Here is a 20,983-nt window from a genome sequence, read left to right on the forward strand (position 1 = left end):
CCGGCCGCTCCCGGCGAGCGGTTCCCTGCCTGGCCCGCGGGCCGCAAGAACAGGAGTCACCATGAGCATCACCGCAACCCTGCCGCAGGTCGCCGAGTTCCTCCAGCGCCGCCACGGCTGCTTCATCGACGGCGCCTGGGTGGCCTACGACGGCCCCACCAGCGACGTGCTCAACCCGGCCACCGGCGAGGTCATCGCGCGGATCGCCGATATCGATACGGACATGCTCGACCGCGCCGTGAAGTCCGCCCATGCCGCCTTCAAGGCGCGCGTCTGGTCCGACCTGCGCCCGGCCGACCGCGAGCGCATCCTGCTGCGCTTCGCCGACCTGGTGGAGCAGCACGCCGAGGAACTGGCCCAGCTGGAAACCCTGAGCCAGGGCAAGTCGATCAACCTGACGCGCATGCTCGACGTGGGCGCCACGGTCGAGTTCATGCGCTACATGGCCGGCTGGGCGACCAAGATCGAGGGCCAGTCGCTGGACGTCTCCATCCCGCTGCCGCCGGGGACGAAGTTCACCGCCTTCACCCGCCGAGAGCCGGTGGGCGTGGTCGCCGGCATCGTGCCCTGGAACTTCCCGCTGATGATCGCCGTGTGGAAGCTGATGCCGGCCCTGGCCACCGGCAACACCGTGGTCATCAAGCCCGCTTCGGAAACCCCGCTGACCGCCCTGCGCCTGGCCGAGCTGGCCTTCGAGGCGGGCGTGCCGGCCGGCGTGTTCAACCTGGTGACCGGTGACGGCGCGCGCATCGGCGGCGGTCTGGCCGCGCACAAGCTGGTCAGCAAGGTGTCCTTCACCGGCTCCACCGCGGTGGGCCGCAGCGTCGGCATCGCGGCCATGCAGAACATGACGCGCTTCGCCCTGGAGCTGGGCGGCAAGAACCCGATGATCATCCTGGCCGACGCCGACATCGACAAGGCCGTGCAGGGCGCGCTGCTGGGCGGCCTGCTCAACAGCGGCCAGGTGTGCGCCGCGGCCTCGCGCTTCTACGTGCACGAGTCGCGCTATGCCGAGTTCGTCGACAAGCTCGGCGCGGTGGTCGCCGGCATGAGCATCGGCGAGGGCATGGACGATACTTCGCAGATCACCCCGCTGGTCTCGCGCAAGCAGCAGGCCTCGGTGCTCAAGCACATCGAGACCGCCCGCCGCGAAGGCGCCCGCGTGGTCTGCGGCGGCGAGCCGATGGACTGCGACGGCTACTTCGTCCGCCCCACCGTGCTGGCCGACGTCACCCAGGACATGGCCGTGGCCCACAATGAAGTCTTCGGCCCGGTGCTGGCGGTGCTTTCGTTCAAGACCGAGGACCAGGCCATCGAGATGGCCAACGACAGCGAGTACGGCCTGGGCGCCAGCCTGTGGACCAACGACCTGACCCGCGCGATGAACCTGGTGCCGCGCATCGAGTCCGGCACCGTCTGGGTCAATGCCCACGTGCTGCTGGACCCGAGCATGCCCTTCGGCGGCGTCAAGCAGTCCGGCATGGGCCGCGAGTTCGGCCGCGCGGTGGTCGAGGCCTACACCGAGATCAAGTCGGTGTGCATCGCCCACTGATGCCGGCTTGCGTAGCGTGCCGCGTGGCGGCACGCTACGCCGCTTTCCCGGGCGAGGCCGCAGAGGAGGCTGACCGCATGTTCGCACTGACCCTGCGCGTGGCGCTGGCCTGCCTGCTGCCGTTCGCCGCCATCTTCCTGTTCCAGGCCATGCCCGGCGTGCACCCGGCCTGGGACTTCGCCAACGTCGCCGGCTTCGTCGCCGGGGCGCTGTTCCTGTTGCTGTTCGCCTATACCGGCAAGCCGATGGCCCGGCCGCGGCACGACGGCAAGTTCTTCATGGTGCTGCACCGCGACCTGTCGTTCGTCGCCGCCGTGCTGCTGGCCGTCCACGTGGCGGTGCTGCTGGTGGAGGAGCCGCTGGTGCTCGACGAACTGCTGCCCGGCGCGCCCTGGCACATGCTCGCCGCCGATGGCGCGACCCTGCTCCTGCTGCTGATCCTGCCGGTGAGCCTGACCGCCGTGCGCCGGCGCATCTGGCGCAGGCACGTCGATTTCCGCCGCTGGCACTACGGCTGGAGCGCGGCCATAGTCGCCCTGGCTGCGGTGCACATGATCGGCGCCGGCTACTACAGCGGCGCCACCTGGAAGGCCGTGCTCTGGGGCGTGCTGAGCCTCGCCGCGCTGGCCTGGCCGCTGCTGCCGCGGCCCACGCCGCACTACGCCGAGGGCGGGCGCCGGCGGCACAGCGCCTACCTGGCCAGCCGCCTGAGCGTTGCCGTGCTCTGCGCCGGCCTGGCCCTGGCCGGGCTCTACGCGCTGCTCGGCAGCGTGGACCTGCCGCTGCTATGAAGCGCTGGTACCTGCTGTTGGCCATCCCGCTGCTGGCGGCCTTCGTCATCGGCGCGCGGCATGGCCACGACCACCTGGTGCGCCAGCACCCGCTGCTGCCGATGAACTTCGACCACACCAACCACGGCAGCATCAACTGCGTCACCTGCCATCACGACTTCGTCGACAGGTCGACCTCGGCCTCGCCCAGCGGCAGCCGCACCTGCGTGCTCTGCCACAAGGAGTCGCCGCAGCTGGCGGTGAACATCGAGCACGAGTTCCACCAGTTCTGCGAAGGCTGCCACCTGAAGCGCCTGCAGGCGTTCCAGCAGGCCGGCCCGGTGCGCTCCTGCAAGGGCTGCCACACGCCACCCGCGGTAGCCGGCGCGCCTTAGTTGAGGATCAGCAGGCGCGGGTACTCGCGCAGGTGCGACGAGGTGATCTGGGCCAGCGAGCGCATGGCCCCCAGTGGGTCGTCCAGGCGGTAGTTGGCGGTGATGCTGACATCCTTCAGGCGCTCGTCGGCGTTGACGATCCAGCCCGGGTAGTAGCGCCGCAGCTCGGCCAGCACCTGGCCCAGCGGGCAGTTCTCGAACACCAGGCGGCCCTGCACCCAGGCCAGCAGGCGCTGGCTCTCGCCGTTGTGGCGGCGCTCGCCGAAGCCGCCGGGGCCGACGCGGATGCTGTCGCCGGCGCCGAGGCTGACGCGGGTGTCGTCGCCGGCGCTGCGCAGGTCCACCTCGCCGTGCTGCACGCTGACTTCCGCCTCGTCGCCCAGGTAGCGCACGGCGAAGGCGGTGCCGCGCACGCTGACCTGCACGGGGCCGGCGTCCACCTCGAAGGGGCGGCTGCGGTCGTGGGCCACGTCGAAGTAGGCCTCGCCGCGGTACAGCCGGGCACTGCGGCGCTGCTCGTCGAGGTGGCTGGACAGCGCGGTGTCGGTGTTCAGCAGGATGCGCGAACCGTCGGCCAGCTGCAGGCTCTGGCGCTGGCCCACGGCGGTGTAGTGGTCGGCGCGGATGTGCGTCAGCAGGTCGCCCTGCAGGGCCACGCCCACGGCCAGCAGCAGGCCCGCGGCGGCGGCGAAGGAACGCCAGCGCCGGCGCTTGCCGTGGCGGGCACGGTGTTGCGCCTGGGCCTCCAGGCCCGTGGCGGCCAGGCCGAGCAGAGGCGAGTCCCACAGGCTGCTGGCGTGCTGGAAGGCGCGGGCGTTGGCCGGGTGCGCGGCCAGCCAGGCGTCGAAGCGCGCGCGGGTGGCGGCGTCGGCGTCTTCCAGCTGGATCAGCCAGTCCAGCGCTTCGGCCAGGTGCGGGTCCGGGGCGGTCACGCGGCGTTCCTCGAATCGGGGGCGCACATTGTGGGCCAGCCGCGGGCCGATGGGTAGCCCGTCATGCCGGGGCCTCCAGGCGCCCGAGCACGTCGATGCAGATGGCCATGATGAGCTTGAGTTCCTTCTGCACCGTGCTGGGCGACACGCCCAGCTGCTCGGCGATTTCCGCGTAGCCGCAGCCGTGCAGCCGGCTGAGGATGAAGATGCGCTGCTGGCGCGGGGTGAGGCGTTCCAGGGCCGAGCCCAGGCGCTCCAGCAACTGCTCGGCGTGCAGCCCGTCCTCCGCCGAGCTCTGGCTGGAGGGCACCGCCTGGAGCACCTCCTGGGGCACGTCGTCGAGCAGGGTGCGCGATTGCATGCGCAGGTGGCGCAGGTGGTCCAGGGCGAGGTTGCGGCCGGTCTGGAAGAGGAACGGCTCCAGGTGTTCCACCGGGCGTTCGCGCAGGGTGCGGGCCACCCGCAGGTAGGTCTCCTGGACCAGTTCTTCGGCAATGCTGGGGTTCTTCACCATTCTCGCCAGGGTGCGCAGGAGCGGGGTGCGCTGGGCGAGGAACACGGTGTCGAGGTGGGAAAGGCTCACGCGACGTCCATGCAAGTCGTTTTCGGATGAGAATTATTATTGTTCGCGAGGGGTGGCCGGCACAAGCCGGGCCGTGCAGAAAAAAAGAGCGAGGCCGCGGGCACGGCCTCGCTCGTCCCTCAGCCGGCTTGTGAGGGAAAAGGGGGAGGGAGGGCTCAGGCCTTGTCGGCCTTGCCGGCGGCCGCGGCGAACTTCGCCAGGCGCACGTCCAGGCGCCGCGGGCGGCGGCCGTGGTCCTCGGCCTGTTCCTTGCGGCGGATGGCGTTGCGCACCATCAGCGAGCCCAGGTAGCGCACCGGCTCGGGCGGGAAGTGGCCGAGCGGGCCCTGGGCCAGCGGCGAGCGCGTCCACTCGTTGTCCAGGCCCAGCACCAGCGAGGCGAGGAGCTGCCCGCCCATGTGGCAGGGGCCGACGCCGCTGCCGGAGTAGCCGAAGCCATAGAAGATGTTGCCGTCGGCGCCGAGCCGGCCGAAGAACGGCAGGCCGGTCACCGAGCGGTCGGAGGGGCCGTTCCAGCTCGCTGCGATGGGCACCTCGGCGAAGGCCGGGAAGAACTCGCCGAGGCTGCGCCGCAGCAGTTCCAGGTAGGGCGAGGGCTGGTCGAACACCGGCAGCATGCGCCCGCCGTAGGCGAAGGTGTTGCCGCCCTTGCCGAGCATGATCCGGCCGTCCGGGGTGTTGTGGTAGTAGTGCACGAAGATGCGCGAGTCGAGCACCGTCACCCCCGAGGTCAGGCCGATGCGCTGCAGCAGCTGCGGGCGCGGCTCGGTGATGATCATGTCGCTGGAGACGATGGCCACGGTGCGCTCGAACTGCGGGAAGGCCCGCGCCATCCAGGCGTTGATCGCCAGCACCACGCGGTCCGCCGCCACCTTGCCGTGGGGCGTGTGCACGCTGGCCGGGCGGCCTTCCTCCAGGCCGGTCATGGGCGTGCCCTCGTACAACCGCACGCCCAGTTGCAGCGCCACCCGGCGCAGGCCGCGCACCAGCTTGCCCGGCTGCACGCTGGCGGCGGCGGGGGAGAACCAGCCTTCCAGGTGCCTGGCCGAGCCGGCCATGCGCCGCACGTCCTCCAGCGGGCGCCTGCTGAAGGAGTTGATGCCGTGCTTCTCCAGCGCGGCTATCACCCCGTCGGTGGCGCCGACCTGGGCGGCGTTGGTCGCGGTGTAGAGGGTGCCGTCCAGGCGGTAGTCGGCATCCACCCCGTACTTCTCGCAGAACTCGCCGATGGCGTGGATGCTGCGCTCGGAGGCCTGCACCAGGCGGATCGCCTCGGCCAGTCCGAACAGCCGTTCGAGGGTGAAGAACTTCGCCGACCAGGACAGCGCGCAGCCGCCGTTGCGCCCGCTGGCGCCGGCGCCGCAGATGTCGGCTTCGACGATCACCACGTCGAGCCCGGGGTTCTGTTCCTTGAGCTGGATGGCGGTCCATAGGCCGGTGTAGCCGCCGCCGACGATGCACACGTCGGCGCGGGTGTCCTGTTGCAGCGGGGCGGCCCTGTCGCTGTCGTGCTGCAGGGCCTGGTCGAGCCAGAAGGGGCGCATGGGGAAGCTCCGTGTCGGATTTCGGGCAGGGTTCGCCGCGCCGGGGCGGCCGGCGTGCGTCTGGTGTCGTGGGCTGGGCACGTCCTTGTGCCCTGGGCTTCAGGTGCGCGCCGGGCGTACCCGCAGGGGCCGGTTGGGGGTGGCCGGGGCGCTCTGGCGCGCGCCTTCGGGCAGGCTGTTCCAGTGCGGCAGCAGGATGGCGGCGGCGATCAGCGCGGTGATGGTGAAGCCGATGAACACGCTGTAGGTGTCGAAGTAGCCGGGCAGCAGGCCGCCGAGGATGGCGCCCACCGAGCCGCAGCCATTGACGAAGCCGGCCGCGGTGCCGGCGGCCTTGCCGGTGCCGAAGTCGATGGCGGCGGCGCCGCTGATCATCGAGTCCGGGCCGTAGAGGGTCAGGCCCATCATGAACAGCAGGGCGAACACCAGCATTGCGCTGCCGGTCTGCATGGCCGGGACGAACAGCGCCAGGCAGGCGGTCAGGCCGATCAGGCTGATGACGCAGGCGGGCATGCGCCGGGCGCCGAACAGCTTGTCCGAGGCCAGGCCGATGAGGATGGGGCCGAGCAACCCGGCGATCTCGAAGGAGGTCGGCAGCACCGCGGCGCCCACCTTGCCCAGGGCCGGCATGCGCTCGTAGACGATCACCGGGCCCCACAGCAGGATGGCGTAGCGCGCGGGCTTGAGCAGGAAGTAGGCCAGGCCGAGGGTCATCACGGTGCGGTTGCGCAGCACGGCGCCCAGGGTCTCCCAGAAGCCGGGGTTCCTGCCCTGTTCATGGAAGCCGGCGTAGTGCACGGCCTGTGGCTCGTCTTCCTCGATCGGCGGCAGGCCGACGTCCTGCGGGCGGTTGCGCTGCAGCAGCAGGAACAGCAGGGCGACGCCGCCGACCACCGCGGCGGACGAATAGAAGGCCGCGTGCCAGGTGCCGAACACGCTGTAGGCCCACCAGCCGGCGAAGGGCGAGGCGACCAGGCCGCCGAAGGCGTAGCAGGTGCTCCACAGGCCGAGGATGCGGCCGCGCTCGTGGGCGGCGAAGAAGCTGCCCATGTTCTTGCACAGGCCGGACCAGCCGGTGGACTGCGCCAGGCCCTGGATGACCATGCAGCTGGCGAAGATCGGCACGGTGGCGAAGGTGCCCATGACCAGGGCGGCGAGGGTGGAGATCAGCAGGCCGCCGAACACCACCACGCGGGGGCCGAAGCGGTCGGCGAAGACGCCCCAGGTGAACTGGCCCACGGCGTAGGCGGCCAGGTAGATGGCGTCCATGTCGGCCATCATCGCCTTGTCCAGTTCGAAACTCGTGTCCTCGGCGATGCCGAGCTTGGCCACGGAGAAGGCCTTGCGGGTGAAGTAGAAGGCGGCGTAGGCGAGCCAGGTGATCGCGAAGATCTGCACGCGCCAGCGTTGCATGGAACCTTTGCCCGCGCGGGCTGCGGTACCGGTGGGGTTGCTCATCTGATCTGACCTCGTTGTTGTAGGAGTGCCGGCAGTCAGGGAAAAACTTGTTGTTGTTATATGAGCGGGCCGTCCCTTTCCGGAGGTGACGGGTCAGTGCCAATGCGGGTGAGGTTGCCGTGGGCCTGGGGCGCGCGGTGAAACGAATGGAAGCAACTTCGGATAAATAAATAAAATCGATTTATCAAATTTTAAAAATAAGTCTGACTTGTAAGTCACGCAGCCCGGTGACAGAGTGGCGGCTTCCCGATCCCCGCGGAGCCAGGCCCATGCAGGTTTCCCACGCGCAACTGAAGGCCTTCCACGCCGTGGCCCTGACCGGCAGCTTCACCCGCGCCGCCGAGCGCCTGTTCCTCACCCAGCCGGCGGTTTCCGACCAGGTGCGCAAGCTGGAGGAGCGCTACGGCGTGCTGCTGTTCCACCGCAACAAGCGCTCGGTGCGCCTGACCGACCTGGGCGAGCGCCTGCTGGCGGTGACCCAGCGGCTGTTCGTCATCGAGGCCGAGGCCCACGAGCTGCTGGCGGCCTCCAGCGCCCTGCAGACCGGCAACCTGACCCTGGCGGTGGACGCCGCGGTGCACCTGCTGCCGCAGGTGGCGCGCTTCTGCCAGCGCTACCCGGGCATCCACGTGCGCATCGAGAGCGGCAACACCGACGAGTCGCTGCAATCGCTGTTCAACTACCGGGCCGACCTGGCGCTGCTGGGCCGCGCGGTGGAGGACGAGCGCCTGCTGTCGGTGACCCTGCGCAGCGACCCCATCGTCGCCTTCGTCGCCAGCGGCCACCCCTGGGCGCAGCGCGAATCCATCCGCCTGGCGGACCTGGACGACACGCCGCTGGTGCTGCGCGAACAGGGCTCGGTGACGCGCCAGACCCTCGAGGAGGAAATGCACCGCGCCGGCCTGCGCATCCGCCCGGCCATCGAGGTGGAAGGCCGCGAGGCCGCCCGCGAGGCGGTGGTGGCGGGCATCGGCCTGGGTGTGGTGTCGGCCGCCGAGTTCGGTGCCGACAGCCGCGTGCACGCGTTGCCGATCGTCGATTGCGAAAGGCGCATGAGCGAGACGCTGGTGTGCCTGCGCGAGCAGAGTTCGCGGCGGATAGTGGCGACCTTCCTCGATGTGGTGCGGGAGGGGCTGGAAGGGGCCACCGGGTAGGCCGGCGCGGCCTGGGCGTTCAATCGCGGACGGAGTCCGCTCCTACGACCATGCTCGACCGTAGGGTGAATAACCGTTCGCGGTTATCCGCCGCCGGCCGGAACGCCGGCGTCCGGGACCATTGGCGGATAACGCCGTAGGCGTTATGCGCCCTACGGGTTGCAAGGGGGCGGCGTAGGATGGGCTGGGCCTTGGCGATACCCATCCTACGAAGAGCATATCGGCGCGGGGCGCAAGACAGTTGCTCCTGCGCCCGTGCTTCCCTGGAACCGTAGGAGCGGACTCCGTCCGCGATTGTCCGTGGTTGGCAACGGCGGGTCAGGCCACACCATCCTCCGCCAACTCCAGGAACGCGCTCACCACCCGCAACCCGCGGCGCCGTTCCAGGCAGCCGATGGAATGGCGGTTCACCAGGCCTTCGCCGACCAGGGGCACGGCGCGCACCCGCGGGTCGCGGCTCACTTCCAGCGAGGAGACGATACCGATGCCCAGCTCCGCCGCCACCGCCTCGGTGACCGCCTCGCGGCTGCTCAGCTCCATCAGCACCCGCGGTTGTATCGGCAGGGCGCCGCAGGCGCGGTCGAAGGTGCGCCGGGTGATGGAGTCCGGCTCGCGCAGCACCATGATCTGCCCATCCAGCTCCGCCAGCGGCACGCCCTCGCCGCGCCCGCACCAGGGGTGCTCCGCCGGCAGCAGGGCGCACAGGTGCGACGCCACCAGCTCGCGCAGGTATAGCCCGGGGCGCTCGTCCACCTCGGTCACCACGGCGACGTCCACGTGCTCGCTGAGCAGGGCGCTCAGCGTCTCGTGGGCGTTGCCCAGGCGCAGGTTGACGGTGATGCCCGGGTAGCGCGCGCGCAGGCGGGCGAGCAGGGGCATGACCAGGTGCGGGCCGTCGGCCGCCACCTCCAGGCGCCCGCTGAGCAGCTTGCGGTTGGCGTCGAGCAGCGTCTCGGCCTCTTCCTCCAGGGCGAACAGGGTACGGCTGATGGCCGCCAGGCGGCGGCCTTCCTCGGTCAGCTCGACGGCGCGGGCGGTGCGCCGGAACAGGTTGACCTGGTAGTGCTCCTCCAGCGCCTTGACGTGCCCGGTCACCGCCGGCTGGCTGATGAACAGGCGCTCGGCGGCGCGGGTGAAGTTGCCTTCGCGGGCGACGGCGTCGAAGGCGCGGAGCTGGAACAGGTTCATGGGTATAGGTCTGACTTATGCCTGGGATCATGACAAACAATTTGAGCGATAACTCGCCGCTTGGCAACGTATGCCCAGGCCCGGTCGACGGGCCGTGACAAGAACCTCACCCCGCACAGGTTTTCCCCTGAAGAGGAACCGAGCATGAGCACTGCCGAGCGCGCGCCCATCCTGCTGACCCCCGGCCCCCTGACCACCTCCCCGCGGACCCGCCGCGCGATGCTGGTCGACTGGGGCTCCTGGGACAACGACTTCAACGCCCTGACCGCCAGCGTCTGTTCCCGCCTGCTGGCCATCATCCACGGCGAAGGCAGCCACACCTGCGTTCCGCTGCAGGGCAGCGGCACCTTCTCCGTCGAGGCCGCGGTGGGCACCCTGGTGCCGCGCGACGGCAAGGTGCTGGTGCTGATCAACGGCGCCTACGGCAAGCGCCTGGCGAAGATCTGCCAGGTGATCGGCCGCCAGTTCTCCACCTTCGAGACCGAGGAAGACGTGCCCACCACCGCCGAGGATGTCGACCGCCTGCTCGCCGCCGACCCGGCCGTGACCCACGTGGCGCTGATCCACTGCGAGACCAGCACCGGCATCCTCAACCCGCTGGAGGCCATCGCCAAGGTCATCGAGGCCCATGGCAAGCGCCTGATCATCGATGCCATGAGTTCCTTCGGCGCGCTGGACATCGACGCCCGCAAGGTGCCCTTCGACGCGCTGATCGCCGCCTCCGGCAAGTGCCTGGAAGGCGTGCCCGGCATGGGCTTCGTGTTCGCCCGCAATGCCTCGCTGGCGGCCAGCGCCGGCAACTGCCACTCCCTGGCCATGGACCTGCAGGACCAGCACGCCTACATGGCCAAGACCGGCCAGTGGCGCTTCACCCCGCCCACCCACGTGGTCGCCGCGCTGCACGAGGCGCTGACGCAGTACGAGGAGGAGGGTGGCCTGGCGGCCCGTCACAAACGTTACGCGGACAACTGCCAGACTCTGCTGGACGAGATGGCCAAGCTCGGTTTGCGCAGCTTCCTGCCGGCGGCCATCCAGGCGCCGATCATCGTCACCTTCCACGCCCCGCGCGATGCCCGCTACAACTTCACCGAGTTCTACAACCGGGTGCGCGAGAAGGGCTACATCCTCTACCCGGGCAAGCTGACCCAGGTGGAAACCTTCCGCGTCGGCTGCATCGGCCAGGTCGACGCCCAGGGCATGCGCGAGGCGGTGGCGGCCATCGCCGAGACCCTGCGCGAGATGGAAGTCTTCGAAGTCTGAACCCTTTCCCGGCGCAGGCCCGGCCTGCGCCCGACAACAGGATGGAAGCGATGAACTACGAACAACCCAAGCAACTGCAAGCCGCCGTTCTGGACTGGGCCGGCACCGTGGTCGACTTCGGCTCCTTCGCGCCGACGCAGATCTTCGTCGAGGCCTTCGCCGAGTTCGGCGTGCAGGTCAGCCTGGAGGAAGCCCGCGGCCCCATGGGCATGGGCAAGTGGGACCACATCCGCACCCTGTGCGACATCCCGGCCATCGCCGAGCGCTACAAGGCCAAATTCGGCCGCGTCCCGAGCGACGACGACGTCACCGCCATCTACGAGCGCTTCATGCCGCTGCAGATCGAGAAGATCGCCGAGCACTCGGCGCTGATCCCCGGCGCCCTGGAAGCCATCGAGCAACTGCGCGAACAGGGCCTGAAGATCGGCTCCTGCTCTGGCTACCCGGCGGTGGTGATGGAGAAGGTGGTCAAGCTGGCCGCCACCAAGGGCTACGTCGCCGACCACGTGGTGGCCACCGACGAAGTGCCCAACGGCCGCCCGCACCCGGCCCAGGCCCTGGCCAACGTGATCGCCCTGGGCATCGACGACGTGGCCGCCTGCGTGAAGGTCGACGACACCTGGCCGGGCATCCTCGAAGGCCGCCGCGCCGGCATGTGGACGGTGGCGCTGACCTGCTCGGGCAATGCCCTGGGCCTGACCTATGAGCAGTACAAGGCGCTGCCGGCGGACAAGCTGGAGCAGGAGCGCCGGCGCATCGGCCAGATGTTCGAGGGCTCGCGCCCGCACTACCTGATCGACACCATCGCCGAGCTGCCGGCGGTGGTGGCCGACATCAACGCCCGCCTGGCGCGCGGGGAGATGCCGCAGAGCTTCTGAGGTTTTCCGGTGTGAGACAAAGGCCCGCCTCGCAGGCTGTGTGAAAAACCGAGCGGCTCTTCGAAGAGCGCGTTCCTACGTGAAATCTGAAGAGGCTTGGCTATTCAGCCAATCCAGAATCCACGTAGAAACGCGAAATCCAGGTTGTTTTTTAACCAGTGGGACCGATCCTGAGGTTTTCACGCAGTCTGCTCGGCGGGCCTTTTTCGTTGCTGGGTGGGGGGCTTTTCGTAGGAGCGAGCTTGCTCGCGAACGGTGCTCACCGGCGGTTATGGCGTATTGGGTTGGCCCCGCAACCCTCTCCCCAGCCCTCGGCTGCGCGCCCCGCCCTGAAGGGAGAGGGGGCTAGTCCGTGCCGAGAGAGGATTTGATGTCAGCCGGCAACTCCAGAGTTACCGGCTGACTCTGGAAAACCCAACCGCTCCGAACGGTCCCCTCTCCCTTCAGGGAGAGGGTTAGGGAGAGGGCGCTCTCAACCCCAGCACCTGCAATCCCCAGCCAACTCTGTTCGCGAGCAAGCTCGCTCCTACGAAAAGCCCCTCAATTCACGACATTCCGCACAAAACGCAGCAACCCATCCCCCAGGTTCCGATAGGAAAACCGCTGGTTGCTCTTGAACACATGGAACCCCCCGCTGGCCACCTCCCAACGCTGGTCGCCGATCTCCAGCGTCAGATGACCCTCGATGACGTAAACCATGTCATACCACCCCTCGGCATCGGGCTCTGCGTCATAGCTGTCCCCCGGCGCCAGGGCCCAGTGCCACAGCTCGGCCTGACCCCTGGCCGGGGTGCTGGCCAGCAGGGTGCCGCGGCTGTCGGCCTGGCGGCCGGCCCAGGCCACCACGTCGACGCGGGCGAGGTCGCCGGCCTGGGGCGCGCGCACCAGGTCGGCGAAGGTCACCGCGAGGGCCGCGGCGATGCGGTCGAGGGTGGCCAGGCTGACGTTGGTGTCGCCGCTCTCGATGCCGACCAGCATGCGTCGGCTGACGCCGCTGGCCTTGGCCAGGGCGTCCTGGCTCAGCCCCGCGGCGCGGCGCAGGGTCTTGACGTTGTCGGCGACGTGGACGAGCACGCTGGGGCGTTCATTGGTGTTGGGCAATATATTGCTCATTCGACCGGTTTTGCGCATTATGTTGCACATAAGCATACGCCAGGTCCCTGGCCACATTTCAACCCTTTTGGTCTGCCCCCATGCCGCGTTCCCGTTTCGCCACGCTGTTCTTCCCGGTCGCCCTGCTGCTGGTCGCCATGGCCTCGATCCAGGGCGGCGCGGCCCTGGCCAAGAGCCTGTTCCCGGTGCTCGGCGCCCAGGGCGTGACGGCCATGCGCCTGCTGTTCGCCGCCATCATCCTGCTCGCCGTGCTGCGCCCCTGGCGCAAGCCCGTCGCGCGCGGCTCCTGGGGCCCGCTGCTGGCCTACGGCATCACCCTGGGCTGCATGAACCTGATGTTCTACATGGCCCTGCGCACCATCCCCCTGGGCGTCGGCGTGGCCCTGGAGTTCACCGGGCCGCTGGCGGTGGCACTGTACTTCTCGCGCAAGCCCATCGACTTCCTGTGGATCGCCATCGCCGTGCTCGGCCTGTGGCTGCTGCTGCCCGTCGGCGACCTCGGCCACGGCGTCGACCCGCTGGGCGCCGCGCTGGCGCTGGGCGCCGGGGCCTGCTGGGCGATGTACATCCTGTTCGGCCAGCGCGCCGGCAACGACCACGGTACCCAGACGGCGGCCATGGGCGTGACCATCGCGGCGCTGTGCATCTTCCCCGTCGGCCTGGCGCATTCGGGCGCCGCGCTCTTCGACCTGCAACTGATCCCGGCGCTGCTGGGCGTGGCGGTGCTCTCCAGCGCCTTGCCCTACACCCTGGAGATGATCGCCCTGACGCGCCTGCCGGCGCGCACCTTCGGCACCCTGATGAGCATCGAGCCGGCCTTCGCCGCGCTGTCCGGCCTGGTGTTCCTCGGCGAGCAGCTGACCTCGCTGCAGTGGCTGGCCATCGCCGCGATCATGGTCGCCTCGGTGGGCACCACCCTGACCAGCCAGCCGAAGCCGGCGGCCGCCAGCGTGGCGGCGGACTGATCAGGCGCCGAGCGTCGCCGCCAGCCGTTCCTGGATGAAGTCCAGGAAGCACTGGATGCGCTGCGCCAGCTGCGAGTTGCGGTAGTACACCGCGTTGATCGGCTGGTGCTGCTCGCGCACCCACTCCGGCAGCACCTTGACCAGGCGCCCGGCGGCGATGTCGTGGCAGGTCATGAAGCCCGCCAGGCAGGCGATGCCCTGGCCGGCCAGGGCCAGCTGGCGCAGCGTCTCGCCGCTGGAGGCGGAGAGACTGGGGGTGATGGCCAGGCTCTCGCCGCCGGCGTGGCGCAGCGGCCAGATGTTCAGGCTCTCCGGCTGGGTGAAGCCGAGCAGACTGTGCCGCGCCAGGTCCTCCACACTCTGCGGCGCGCCGTGCCGCGCCAGGTAGGCCGGGCTGGCCAGCAGGTTCAGGCGGCTGCTGCCCAGCGGCCGGGCATGCAGCGTCGAGTCGCTGAGGGTGCCGATGCGGATGGCGATGTCGGTGCTCTGTTCCAGCAGGTCGATGTTCAGGTCGTTGGTGTTCAGCTGCAGCTCGATGTCCGGGTACTGCTCGCGGAAGGCGCCGATGTGCGGCACCACGGCGTGCAGCATGAAGGGCGAGGCGGCATTGATCCGCAGGCGCCCGGCCGGCCGTTGCCGGCGCAGCGCCAGGCGTTCCTCCAGGTCCTCCATCTGCGCCAGGATGTGCCGCGCGCTGTCGAGGAAGAGCTGGCCCTCCTCGGTGAGCTTCATGCGCCGCGTGGTGCGGTTGAGCAGGGTGGTGCCGAGCTTGTCCTCCAGGCGCGCCAGGGTGCGGCTCACCGCCGATGCGGTGAGGCCGAGCTGGTCGGCGGCGGCGGTGATGGAGCCGCTGTCGATGACGGTGGTGAAGGTGCGCAGTTCGTCGGATTGGACTTTCATTGGGGGCCTTGGGGCTGGCGAGGTTGTTTGTGAGTGGCACTTTCCGGTGGGCGCGGTGCATTGGGTTGACTGCGTTCCCTCTCCCCAGCCCTCTCCCTGAAGGGAGAGGGGGCTTGTCCGTGCCGAGAGAGGTGATGGTTTCAGCTGGGAACCTTTGGTGTTGCCGGCTAACGCCAGAATACCCAGCTCTGCCCAACGGTCCCCTCTCCCTTCAGGGAGAGGGTTAGGGAGAGGGTGTTCTTCAGGCCAAGTACCGAGATTGCCGGCGAAGCCCCGTTCGCGAGCAAGCTCGCTCCTACAAGTAAAGCCGCCACTCAGAACGTCCCTGGATAAGCCCCGCCATCCAGCAACAGATTCTGCCCGGTGAGATACCCCGCATGGGCGCTGCAGATGAAGGCGCAGAAGGCCCCGAACTCCTCCGCCGTGCCGAAGCGCCCGGCGGGGATCGCCTGCAGCCACTGCTCGACCTTGCCCTGGTCGTCGCCCAGGCCCTTGCGCAGGCGGTCGGTGTCGAAGGAGCCGGGCAGCAGCGCGTTGAGCGTGACGTTGCGCGAGGCCAGGTGCGGCTGGCGGGCAAGGCCTGCGACGAAGCCGGTGAGGCCGCTGCGCGCGCCGTTGGACAGGCCGAGGATGTCGATGGGCGCCTTCACCGCCGAGGAGGTGATGTTCACCACCCGGCCGAAGCCGCGCTCGGCCATGCCGTCCACCGTGGCCTTGATCAGCTCGATGGGGGTGAGCATGTTCAGCTCCAGGGCGCCCAGCCATTCCTCGCGGCCCCAGGCGCGGAAATCGCCGGGCGGCGGGCCGCCGGCGTTGTTGACCAGGATGTCCACCTGCGGGCAGGCCGCCAGCAGCGCCGCGCGGACCTCCGCCCGGCCCACGTCGCCGGGCACGCAGCGCACCTCCACGCCCGGCGCGTGCCGGCGCAGTTCCGCGGCGGTGGCCTCCAGGGCCTCGGCGCCGCGGGCGTTGATCACCAGGTTCACGCCTTCGCCGGCCAGCGCCCTGGCGCAGCCCTTGCCCAGGCCCTTGCTGGCGGCGCAGACCAGTGCCCAGCGTCCTGCGATTCCAAGGTCCATGGTGTTCTCCTGTTCGAAGCGAAAGTGGCGGCCACGACATTTACCCGTGCCGTGGCCGCGGCGCAAGCCGCCGCTTTCAGTCCCAGGCCGGGGCCAGGCCGGCCGGGCTGGTGATGCGCTCGTTGCGCTCCAGGCCGGCGATGGCGGCCATGTCCGCCTCGCTCAGGCTCAGCTCGCGGGCGGCGAGGTTGCTCGCCAGGTTGGCGCGCCTGGTGGAGGAGGGGATCACCGCGTAGCCCAGCTGCATGGCCCAGGCCAGCACCACCTGCGCCGGGGTGGCGCCATGGCGCTGGGCGATCTCGCCGATCACCGCGTCGCCCAGCACCCTGCCGTAGCCCAGGGTCATGTAGGAGGTGATGCGGATGCCGTGGCGCTTGGCGAAGTCGGCGACCTTGTGGTTCTGCAGGTAGGGGTGCAGCTCCACCTGGTTGGTGGCGATCTCGCCGGCGCCGACCACGTCGATGGCCTGCTGCATCAGCGCCAGGGTGAAGTTGGACACGCCGATCTCGCGGGCCAGGCCGCTCGACTTGGCTTCGGCCAGGGCCTCCATGTACTCGGCGACCGGCACCGCGCCGCCCGGCGAGGGCCAGTGGATCAGGCAGAGGTCGACGTAGTCGGTCTTCAGCTTGCACAGGCTCTCCTCCAGGCTGGGGACCAGCCGGTCGCGGGAGAGGTTCTCGGTCCACACCTTGGTGGTCAGGTACAGCTCGCCGCGGGGCACGCCGCTGGCCAGCACGGCCCGGCCGACCTCGGCCTCGTTGCCGTAGATCTGCGCGGTGTCGATGGCGCGGTAGCCCAGCTCCAGCGCGGTGGACACCGAGTCGATGACCACCTGGTCCTTGAGGCGGAAGGTGCCGAGGCCGAGGTCGGGAATGCTCATGGGAATCTCCAGTGGGGGGATGGGTTGTACTGGAGCTTAGTATCCCGGGAGGCACTGCTGAGAAAAACGCCGGCAGCGGCAAAGGATAGTTGCCGTGGATTCACGAATTGTAGGAGCGGGCCCTGCCCGCGATTTCGCGCGCAGGGCGCGCTCCTGCAGGGGAATGGTGCGGGGATCTCATCCGCGATCGCGCCGGTGATTCCGGCTATCGCACGGCTTTTCGTAGGAGCGAGCTTGCTCGCGAACCGCATGGCACCGCGTTTGTTCGCGAGCAAGCTCGCTCCTACGAAGAGCGCGCAAAAGAAAAGCCCGAGGCTCAGTTGCCGGCGGCCGCCGCGGCCTGCTCGGTCAGGGTCTCGGTGTGGTCGCCGTGGTTCTTGCTGAACTGCGGGGCCAGGGAGCCGATGATCATGCCGAAGGCGCTGCAGATCAGGCCCACCAGCTGCGGCGGCCAGAAGTCGCCTTCCTGGTGGCCCATTTCCAGCGAGATCCAGCCGATCAGGCCGCAGGCGATGGCGGTCAGGGCGCCCTGGGTGGTGGCGCGCTTCCAGAACAGGCCGAAGAACAGCGGCACCACGGCGGCGACCAGGGTCACCTTGTAGGCGTTGCCGACCATCTCGTAGATGCTGGCGTTGGAGTACAGGGCGAACACGCAGGTGGCGATGGTCATGGCCAGCACGCTGGCGCGCATCAGCTTCAGCGCCTGGTGGTCGTTCAGGTGCGGCAGCATGGGCTTGAGGATGTTCTCGGTGAGGGTCACCGAGGGGGCCAGCAGGGCGCCGGAGGCCGAGGACATGATCGCCGAGAGCAGGGCGCCGAAGAACATGATCTGGGCGAACATCGGGGTGCGCTCCATGATCAGGTGCGGCAGGATCTGCTGGGCGTCCTCGTTCAGCCAGTGCTGGACCATCTGCGGGTCGATCATCGACGCGGCGTAGGTCAGGAAGATCGGCAGCATGCAGAACACCAGGTAGCAGCAGGCACCGGTCATGGTGGCGCGCGAGGCGATCTTCTCGGTCTTGGCCGACATCACCCGGGCGTACACGTCCTGCTGCGGGATGGAGCCGAACATCATGGTCACCGCCGCGCCGAGGAAGGCGACTATGTCCTTGGCCGAGGTGCCCTGCAGGAAGTGGAACTTGCCTTCGGCCGCGGCGTGGCTGATCACCACCTGCGGGCCGCCGGCCATGTCGCCGATCAGCCAGACCAGGTAGCACAGGCCGCAGACGATGATGATCATCTGCAGGAAGTCGGTCAGGGCCACGGACCACATGCCGCCGAACAGGGTGTGCAGCAGCACGATCACGGTGCCCAGCAGCATGCCCTGGGTGGTGGTGATGGCGCCGTCGGAGAGCACGCTGAAGCACACGCCCAGCGCGGTCAGCTGGGCGGCGACCCAGCCCATGTAGGAAATGATGATCACCAGGCTGGTGAAGATTTCCACGTGCTGGCCGAAGCGCTTGCGGAAGAAGTCACCGATGGTCATCAGGTTCATGCGGTACAGCGGGCGGGCGAACACCAGGCCCACCAGCATCAGGCAGCCGAAGGAGCCGAAGGGGTCTTCGATGATCCCGGCGAAGCCTTCCTGGAGGAAGGTGGCGGGAATGCCCAGGACGGCTTCGGAGCCGAACCAGGTGGCGAACACCATGGTCACGACCAGGGGGAAGGACATGCTGCGGCCGGCCGCTGCGTAGTCCGAGGAGTTGTGCACGCGGGTCGCGGCGTAGAAGCCGACGATGACCGTAATCAGCAGGTAGATCCCGACAAACCAGATCAGCATTTGTTCGTTCTTTCCATTGGCTGGCCAGGTGCGCGCGGCGGGGTAGGGAGGCGCAGACTGGCAGGTTTTTGTTTTTGGACTTGGCGGCCCGGCTTGCGCCAGGCCCGGTCGGCAGGAGGGGCTGCCGGCCGGGACGCAACGGGCGAGCAGTCTGCCAAAGACGTAAAATATGTCAAACAATTACAGAGCGATTGAATGAAAAAAATGACAGGCGTGCTGTCTTGATTCGCCCAACTGTTTGATTTAGTGAGGTTGCTCTGTGCCGGTAGTCAGAAATATTTGACAGCTGGTGTTCGATAAGAACAACGCTCGTGCCGGTCGGGCGTGACCTGGAAGGCGTTTCGTGACTGTTGCGTCCAGGTCATGCCCGCGCCCGGGGCCTCCCGCTTTCGTCCAGGGGGCGCCGGCCTGCGCCGCGCATTGACCCGGCGGGTATGGAAAACCGCCGCCAGCCAGTAGAATCGCGGCTTTTTCGCACAAGGACGCCCCATGAGCCTCTACCAGCCCGGCATTCTCGCCACCCCGGTGCCCGCCCACGCCCGCCACCTGTTCTTCGACCTGCAGGCTGCCGAGCACCTGCCGGCCGCCCTCGACCGCCTGCTGCGCCTGGCCGATGGCGAGGCCGTGGTGGTCGGCTTCGGCGAATCGCTGGTGCGCGCGCTGGGCCGCCAGGTCGCGGGGCTGCGCGAGTTCCCGGCGCTGGCCGGCGTCGGCGTCGACAACCCTTCCACCCAGCATGCCCTGTGGCTGTGGCTGCGCGGCGAGGAACGCGGCGAACTGCTGCTGCGCACCCATGAGCTGGAGCGCGAGCTGGCGCCGGCGCTGGTTCTCGCAGACAGGGTGGAGGCCTTCCGCCACGGCGCCGGCCTGGACCTGACCGGCTACGAAGACGGCACCGAGAACCCCCAGGACGACGACGCGGTGGCCGCGGCGGTGGTCGCCGGCGCCGGTGCCGGCCTGGACGGCGGCAGCTTCGCCGCCCTCCAGCAGTGGCGCCACCAGCTGCAGGCCTTCGCCGCGCTGCCCCAGGCCGAGCAGGACGACATCATCGGCCGGCGCAAGCGCGACAACGAGGAGCTGGACGAGGCGCCCGAGTCCGCCCACGTCAAGCGCACCGCCCAGGAGAGCTTCGAGCCCGAGGCCTTCGTGGTGCGCCGCTCCATGCCCTGGACCGCGGGCAGCGACGCCGGCCTGATGTTCCTGGCCTTCGGCCGTACCCTGGATGCCTTCGAGGTGCAGCTGCGGCGCATGAGCGGCCTGGAGGACGGCATCGTCGATGCCCTGTACCGCTTCAGCCGCCCGCTCAGCGGCGGCTACTACTGGTGCCCGCCGCGCGGCGCGGCCGGCCTGGACCTGAGCGCGCTGCTGGGTTGAGGCGCCCGGGCACCCGCCGCGGCGGGTGCCCGCCTGCTCAGCGGCTGAGGTGGATGCGCATCTGCGTGTAGCCGTTGACGAAGCGCCCGGTGCTGCCGAAGGCCGCGTAGCGGAAGGCCCGGTGCATGGCGGTGAGGCCGTTGCAATGCAGGTTGCGCAGCTTGCGGTAGGCGTTTCGGTAGTGATGAAGGAAGTTCTGCACGAAGGACTTCTCCCTGTTCGTGTCTGGGCGATCCCTGCGTTGAGCGGTATCGACAGTATGGTTGGGCCTGGAGAGCCTGCCAGTCGCCGGTTCGTCAAACTTATGACGACATCCGGCGAACGATGCATTTCGCTCCAATTCGGCGTCGTAAATCTGACTATGGCGCGGCGACGCTGGCAATCTGATTTCGTCCAGGCCGTTTTCCACTCCTATCCCCGAAAGACCGCAGAAGATCGCGACCGTTCCCGTCACGCTTGAAATTGACGCAGCCCTGTCTGTCAGACGTCTGATCGCCCACCCGGCCGCGCTAGCCCCGGCGACGCCGCTGGCCCGTCACTGCGACCGGCGCTTGACGGCCGCCCCCGGCTTCGCCTAAGTTGGCCGCCATGACCCGCACATCCCTGAACCTCGGCCGAATCATTATTACCGCCATTACGCAATTGGCGGGTTAGCCGACGTCCACCGAACCCGCCCTAGAGGCGGGTTTTTCATGACTGTCTCCAGGGCGCCGAAAAAGAGCCCAGCAGGAGACAGGCAATGAGCCCCCACCGTGTGACCCAGGCCATCGAACAGGCGGATCGACTGATCAACGCCCGGCAGTTCGAGCCCCTCATGGACTTCTACACCGACGACGCCACCCTGGTGCTGCGTCCGGGCCTGAGCGTCTGCGGCAAGGCGCAGATCCGCCGCGCCTTTGAGACCATCGACCAGTACTTCCACGGCAGCCTGCAGGTACGCCAGGCCGCCATGGAGGTGCTGGAGGCGGGCGACACCGCGCTGGTGCTGGCGCGCACCCTGGTGGCCGGCGAGACCGACGAGGGCCCGCAGGTGCAGGCGCGCAAGGCCACCTACGTGTTCCGCCGCGAGGCCGACGGCCAGTGGCGCTGCGCGGTCGACAATTCCTACGGCGCCGACCTGCTCGACGGCCTGCCGGCCGGCGGCCGAACCCGGGAGGCGCGGGCATGAGCCAGGACGC

At 69.0% G+C, this 20,983-nt stretch carries 20 protein-coding genes; 9 read left to right on the forward strand and 11 right to left on the reverse strand.

The window, feature by feature from the left end; translation table 11 throughout:
- Positions 1-61: 61 nt before the first annotated feature.
- The 3 genes from VV867_RS25070 to VV867_RS25080 all read left to right on the forward strand — a co-directional run bounded on the left by VV867_RS25070 (position 62) and on the right by VV867_RS25080 (position 2,717).
- Complete coding sequence (locus VV867_RS25070) at positions 62-1,552, forward strand: aldehyde dehydrogenase family protein (protein WP_109932090.1); 1,491 nt, start codon at positions 62-64, stop codon at positions 1,550-1,552.
- Between the two features lie 77 nt (positions 1,553-1,629).
- The gene (locus tag VV867_RS25075) at positions 1,630-2,343 is read left to right on the forward strand and encodes a ferric reductase like transmembrane component (RefSeq protein WP_328567852.1); all 714 of its coding nucleotides are present in this window, start codon (positions 1,630-1,632) and stop codon (positions 2,341-2,343) included.
- Positions 2,340-2,717 carry a cytochrome c3 family protein gene (locus VV867_RS25080; RefSeq protein ID WP_109932086.1) on the forward strand — a complete coding sequence of 126 codons (378 nt, stop codon included), beginning with the start codon at positions 2,340-2,342 and terminating at the stop codon, positions 2,715-2,717. The genes VV867_RS25075 and VV867_RS25080 overlap by 4 nt, the downstream gene beginning before the upstream one ends.
- On the opposite strand, the gene VV867_RS25085 is transcribed toward VV867_RS25080, so the two are convergent.
- The 4 genes from VV867_RS25085 to VV867_RS25100 all read right to left on the reverse strand — a co-directional run bounded on the left by VV867_RS25085 (position 2,714) and on the right by VV867_RS25100 (position 7,234).
- Positions 2,714-3,649, reverse strand: a complete 936-nt coding sequence (locus tag VV867_RS25085; RefSeq protein WP_109932084.1) for a FecR family protein — start codon at positions 3,647-3,649, stop codon at positions 2,714-2,716. The genes VV867_RS25080 and VV867_RS25085 overlap by 4 nt on opposite strands.
- 61 nt (positions 3,650-3,710) lie before the next feature.
- Positions 3,711-4,232: an RNA polymerase sigma factor gene (locus tag VV867_RS25090; protein WP_109932082.1), complete on the reverse strand. Its 522-nt coding sequence runs from the start codon at positions 4,230-4,232 to the stop codon at positions 3,711-3,713.
- A 155-nt stretch (positions 4,233-4,387) separates the two neighbouring features.
- On the reverse strand, positions 4,388-5,776 hold the full coding sequence (locus VV867_RS25095) for an FAD-dependent oxidoreductase (RefSeq protein ID WP_328567853.1): 1,389 nt from the start codon (positions 5,774-5,776) through the stop codon (positions 4,388-4,390).
- Between the two features lie 99 nt (positions 5,777-5,875).
- The gene (locus VV867_RS25100; RefSeq protein ID WP_328567854.1) at positions 5,876-7,234 is read right to left on the reverse strand and encodes an MFS transporter; all 1,359 of its coding nucleotides are present in this window, start codon (positions 7,232-7,234) and stop codon (positions 5,876-5,878) included.
- 269 nt (positions 7,235-7,503) lie between these two features.
- Here VV867_RS25100 and VV867_RS25105 point away from each other — a divergent pair, with 269 nt between their 5' ends.
- Positions 7,504-8,388, forward strand: a complete 885-nt coding sequence (locus VV867_RS25105; protein WP_109932076.1) for a LysR substrate-binding domain-containing protein — start codon at positions 7,504-7,506, stop codon at positions 8,386-8,388.
- Positions 8,389-8,706: 318 nt separating this feature from the next.
- Here VV867_RS25105 and VV867_RS25110 read toward each other — a convergent pair whose 3' ends face one another.
- On the reverse strand, positions 8,707-9,576 hold the full coding sequence (locus tag VV867_RS25110; protein WP_328567855.1) for a LysR substrate-binding domain-containing protein: 870 nt from the start codon (positions 9,574-9,576) through the stop codon (positions 8,707-8,709).
- 144 nt (positions 9,577-9,720) lie between these two features.
- Between VV867_RS25110 and VV867_RS25115 the strand changes: the two genes are divergently transcribed.
- Both VV867_RS25115 and phnX read left to right on the forward strand, forming a co-directional pair.
- Positions 9,721-10,836, forward strand: a complete 1,116-nt coding sequence (locus tag VV867_RS25115; RefSeq protein WP_328567856.1) for a 2-aminoethylphosphonate--pyruvate transaminase — start codon at positions 9,721-9,723, stop codon at positions 10,834-10,836.
- A gap of 50 nt (positions 10,837-10,886) precedes the next feature.
- Positions 10,887-11,714: a phosphonoacetaldehyde hydrolase gene (gene phnX, locus VV867_RS25120; RefSeq protein ID WP_328567857.1), complete on the forward strand. Its 828-nt coding sequence runs from the start codon at positions 10,887-10,889 to the stop codon at positions 11,712-11,714.
- Positions 11,715-12,254: 540 nt separating this feature from the next.
- On the opposite strand, the gene VV867_RS25125 is transcribed toward phnX, so the two are convergent.
- Positions 12,255-12,857, reverse strand: a complete 603-nt coding sequence (locus tag VV867_RS25125; protein WP_328567858.1) for a helix-turn-helix domain-containing protein — start codon at positions 12,855-12,857, stop codon at positions 12,255-12,257.
- A 50-nt stretch (positions 12,858-12,907) separates the two neighbouring features.
- On the opposite strand from VV867_RS25125, the gene rhtA reads away from it, so the two are divergent.
- Positions 12,908-13,792: a threonine/homoserine exporter RhtA gene (rhtA, locus tag VV867_RS25130; protein ID WP_109933349.1), complete on the forward strand. Its 885-nt coding sequence runs from the start codon at positions 12,908-12,910 to the stop codon at positions 13,790-13,792.
- Here the strand turns inward: rhtA and VV867_RS25135 are convergent, their stop codons facing one another.
- The 4 genes from VV867_RS25135 to VV867_RS25150 form a co-directional block, all read right to left on the reverse strand.
- Positions 13,793-14,692, reverse strand: coding sequence for a LysR family transcriptional regulator (locus VV867_RS25135; protein ID WP_328567859.1), 900 nt, complete (start codon positions 14,690-14,692; stop codon positions 13,793-13,795).
- A gap of 314 nt (positions 14,693-15,006) precedes the next feature.
- Positions 15,007-15,771, reverse strand: a complete 765-nt coding sequence (locus tag VV867_RS25140; protein ID WP_328567860.1) for an SDR family oxidoreductase — start codon at positions 15,769-15,771, stop codon at positions 15,007-15,009.
- Between the two features lie 76 nt (positions 15,772-15,847).
- Positions 15,848-16,651 carry a 2,5-didehydrogluconate reductase DkgB gene (gene dkgB, locus VV867_RS25145; RefSeq protein ID WP_328567861.1) on the reverse strand — a complete coding sequence of 268 codons (804 nt, stop codon included), beginning with the start codon at positions 16,649-16,651 and terminating at the stop codon, positions 15,848-15,850.
- A 316-nt stretch (positions 16,652-16,967) separates the two neighbouring features.
- Positions 16,968-18,431 (reverse strand): sodium:solute symporter family protein, encoded by a 1,464-nt coding sequence (locus VV867_RS25150; protein WP_328567862.1) that lies wholly within the window; start codon positions 18,429-18,431, stop codon positions 16,968-16,970.
- Positions 18,432-18,920: 489 nt separating this feature from the next.
- Here VV867_RS25150 and VV867_RS25155 point away from each other — a divergent pair, with 489 nt between their 5' ends.
- Positions 18,921-19,805, forward strand: coding sequence for a Dyp-type peroxidase (locus VV867_RS25155; RefSeq protein WP_328567863.1), 885 nt, complete (start codon positions 18,921-18,923; stop codon positions 19,803-19,805).
- A 37-nt stretch (positions 19,806-19,842) separates the two neighbouring features.
- Here the strand turns inward: VV867_RS25155 and VV867_RS25160 are convergent, their stop codons facing one another.
- Entirely contained in the window at positions 19,843-20,007 is a 165-nt protein-coding gene (locus tag VV867_RS25160; RefSeq protein WP_158546406.1) for a hypothetical protein, read from the reverse strand.
- Positions 20,008-20,544: 537 nt separating this feature from the next.
- Here VV867_RS25160 and VV867_RS25165 point away from each other — a divergent pair.
- Positions 20,545-20,973: a YybH family protein gene (locus VV867_RS25165; RefSeq protein ID WP_089394356.1), complete on the forward strand. Its 429-nt coding sequence runs from the start codon at positions 20,545-20,547 to the stop codon at positions 20,971-20,973.
- The last annotated feature ends 10 nt before the right edge of the window (positions 20,974-20,983 follow it).

Origin of the sequence: Pseudomonas sp. JH-2 (assembly GCF_036231725.1) — a bacterium.
Lineage (GTDB): Bacteria > Pseudomonadota > Gammaproteobacteria > Pseudomonadales > Pseudomonadaceae > Pseudomonas > Pseudomonas delhiensis.

Excerpts from the sequence above, each read along its gene's own strand:
- VV867_RS25095 (WP_328567853.1), bottom strand. The coding sequence starts at position 5,776 with ATGCGCCCCTTCTGGCTCGACCAGGCCCTGCAGCACGACAGCGACAGG.
- VV867_RS25075 (WP_328567852.1), top strand. The coding sequence starts at position 1,630 with ATGTTCGCACTGACCCTGCGCGTGGCGCTGGCCTGCCTGCTGCCGTTC.
- VV867_RS25105 (WP_109932076.1), top strand. The coding sequence starts at position 7,504 with ATGCAGGTTTCCCACGCGCAACTGAAGGCCTTCCACGCCGTGGCCCTG.
- rhtA (WP_109933349.1), top strand. The coding sequence starts at position 12,908 with ATGCCGCGTTCCCGTTTCGCCACGCTGTTCTTCCCGGTCGCCCTGCTG.
- VV867_RS25155 (WP_328567863.1), top strand. The coding sequence starts at position 18,921 with ATGAGCCTCTACCAGCCCGGCATTCTCGCCACCCCGGTGCCCGCCCAC.
- VV867_RS25070 (WP_109932090.1), top strand. The coding sequence starts at position 62 with ATGAGCATCACCGCAACCCTGCCGCAGGTCGCCGAGTTCCTCCAGCGC.
- VV867_RS25165 (WP_089394356.1), top strand. The coding sequence starts at position 20,545 with ATGAGCCCCCACCGTGTGACCCAGGCCATCGAACAGGCGGATCGACTG.
- VV867_RS25150 (WP_328567862.1), bottom strand. The coding sequence starts at position 18,431 with ATGCTGATCTGGTTTGTCGGGATCTACCTGCTGATTACGGTCATCGTC.
- VV867_RS25080 (WP_109932086.1), top strand. The coding sequence starts at position 2,340 with ATGAAGCGCTGGTACCTGCTGTTGGCCATCCCGCTGCTGGCGGCCTTC.
- dkgB (WP_328567861.1), bottom strand. The coding sequence starts at position 16,651 with ATGAGCATTCCCGACCTCGGCCTCGGCACCTTCCGCCTCAAGGACCAG.
- VV867_RS25110 (WP_328567855.1), bottom strand. The coding sequence starts at position 9,576 with ATGAACCTGTTCCAGCTCCGCGCCTTCGACGCCGTCGCCCGCGAAGGC.
- VV867_RS25100 (WP_328567854.1), bottom strand. The coding sequence starts at position 7,234 with ATGAGCAACCCCACCGGTACCGCAGCCCGCGCGGGCAAAGGTTCCATG.
- VV867_RS25140 (WP_328567860.1), bottom strand. The coding sequence starts at position 15,771 with ATGGACCTTGGAATCGCAGGACGCTGGGCACTGGTCTGCGCCGCCAGC.
- VV867_RS25125 (WP_328567858.1), bottom strand. The coding sequence starts at position 12,857 with ATGTGCAACATAATGCGCAAAACCGGTCGAATGAGCAATATATTGCCC.
- VV867_RS25135 (WP_328567859.1), bottom strand. The coding sequence starts at position 14,692 with ATGAAAGTCCAATCCGACGAACTGCGCACCTTCACCACCGTCATCGAC.
- phnX (WP_328567857.1), top strand. The coding sequence starts at position 10,887 with ATGAACTACGAACAACCCAAGCAACTGCAAGCCGCCGTTCTGGACTGG.
- VV867_RS25115 (WP_328567856.1), top strand. The coding sequence starts at position 9,721 with ATGAGCACTGCCGAGCGCGCGCCCATCCTGCTGACCCCCGGCCCCCTG.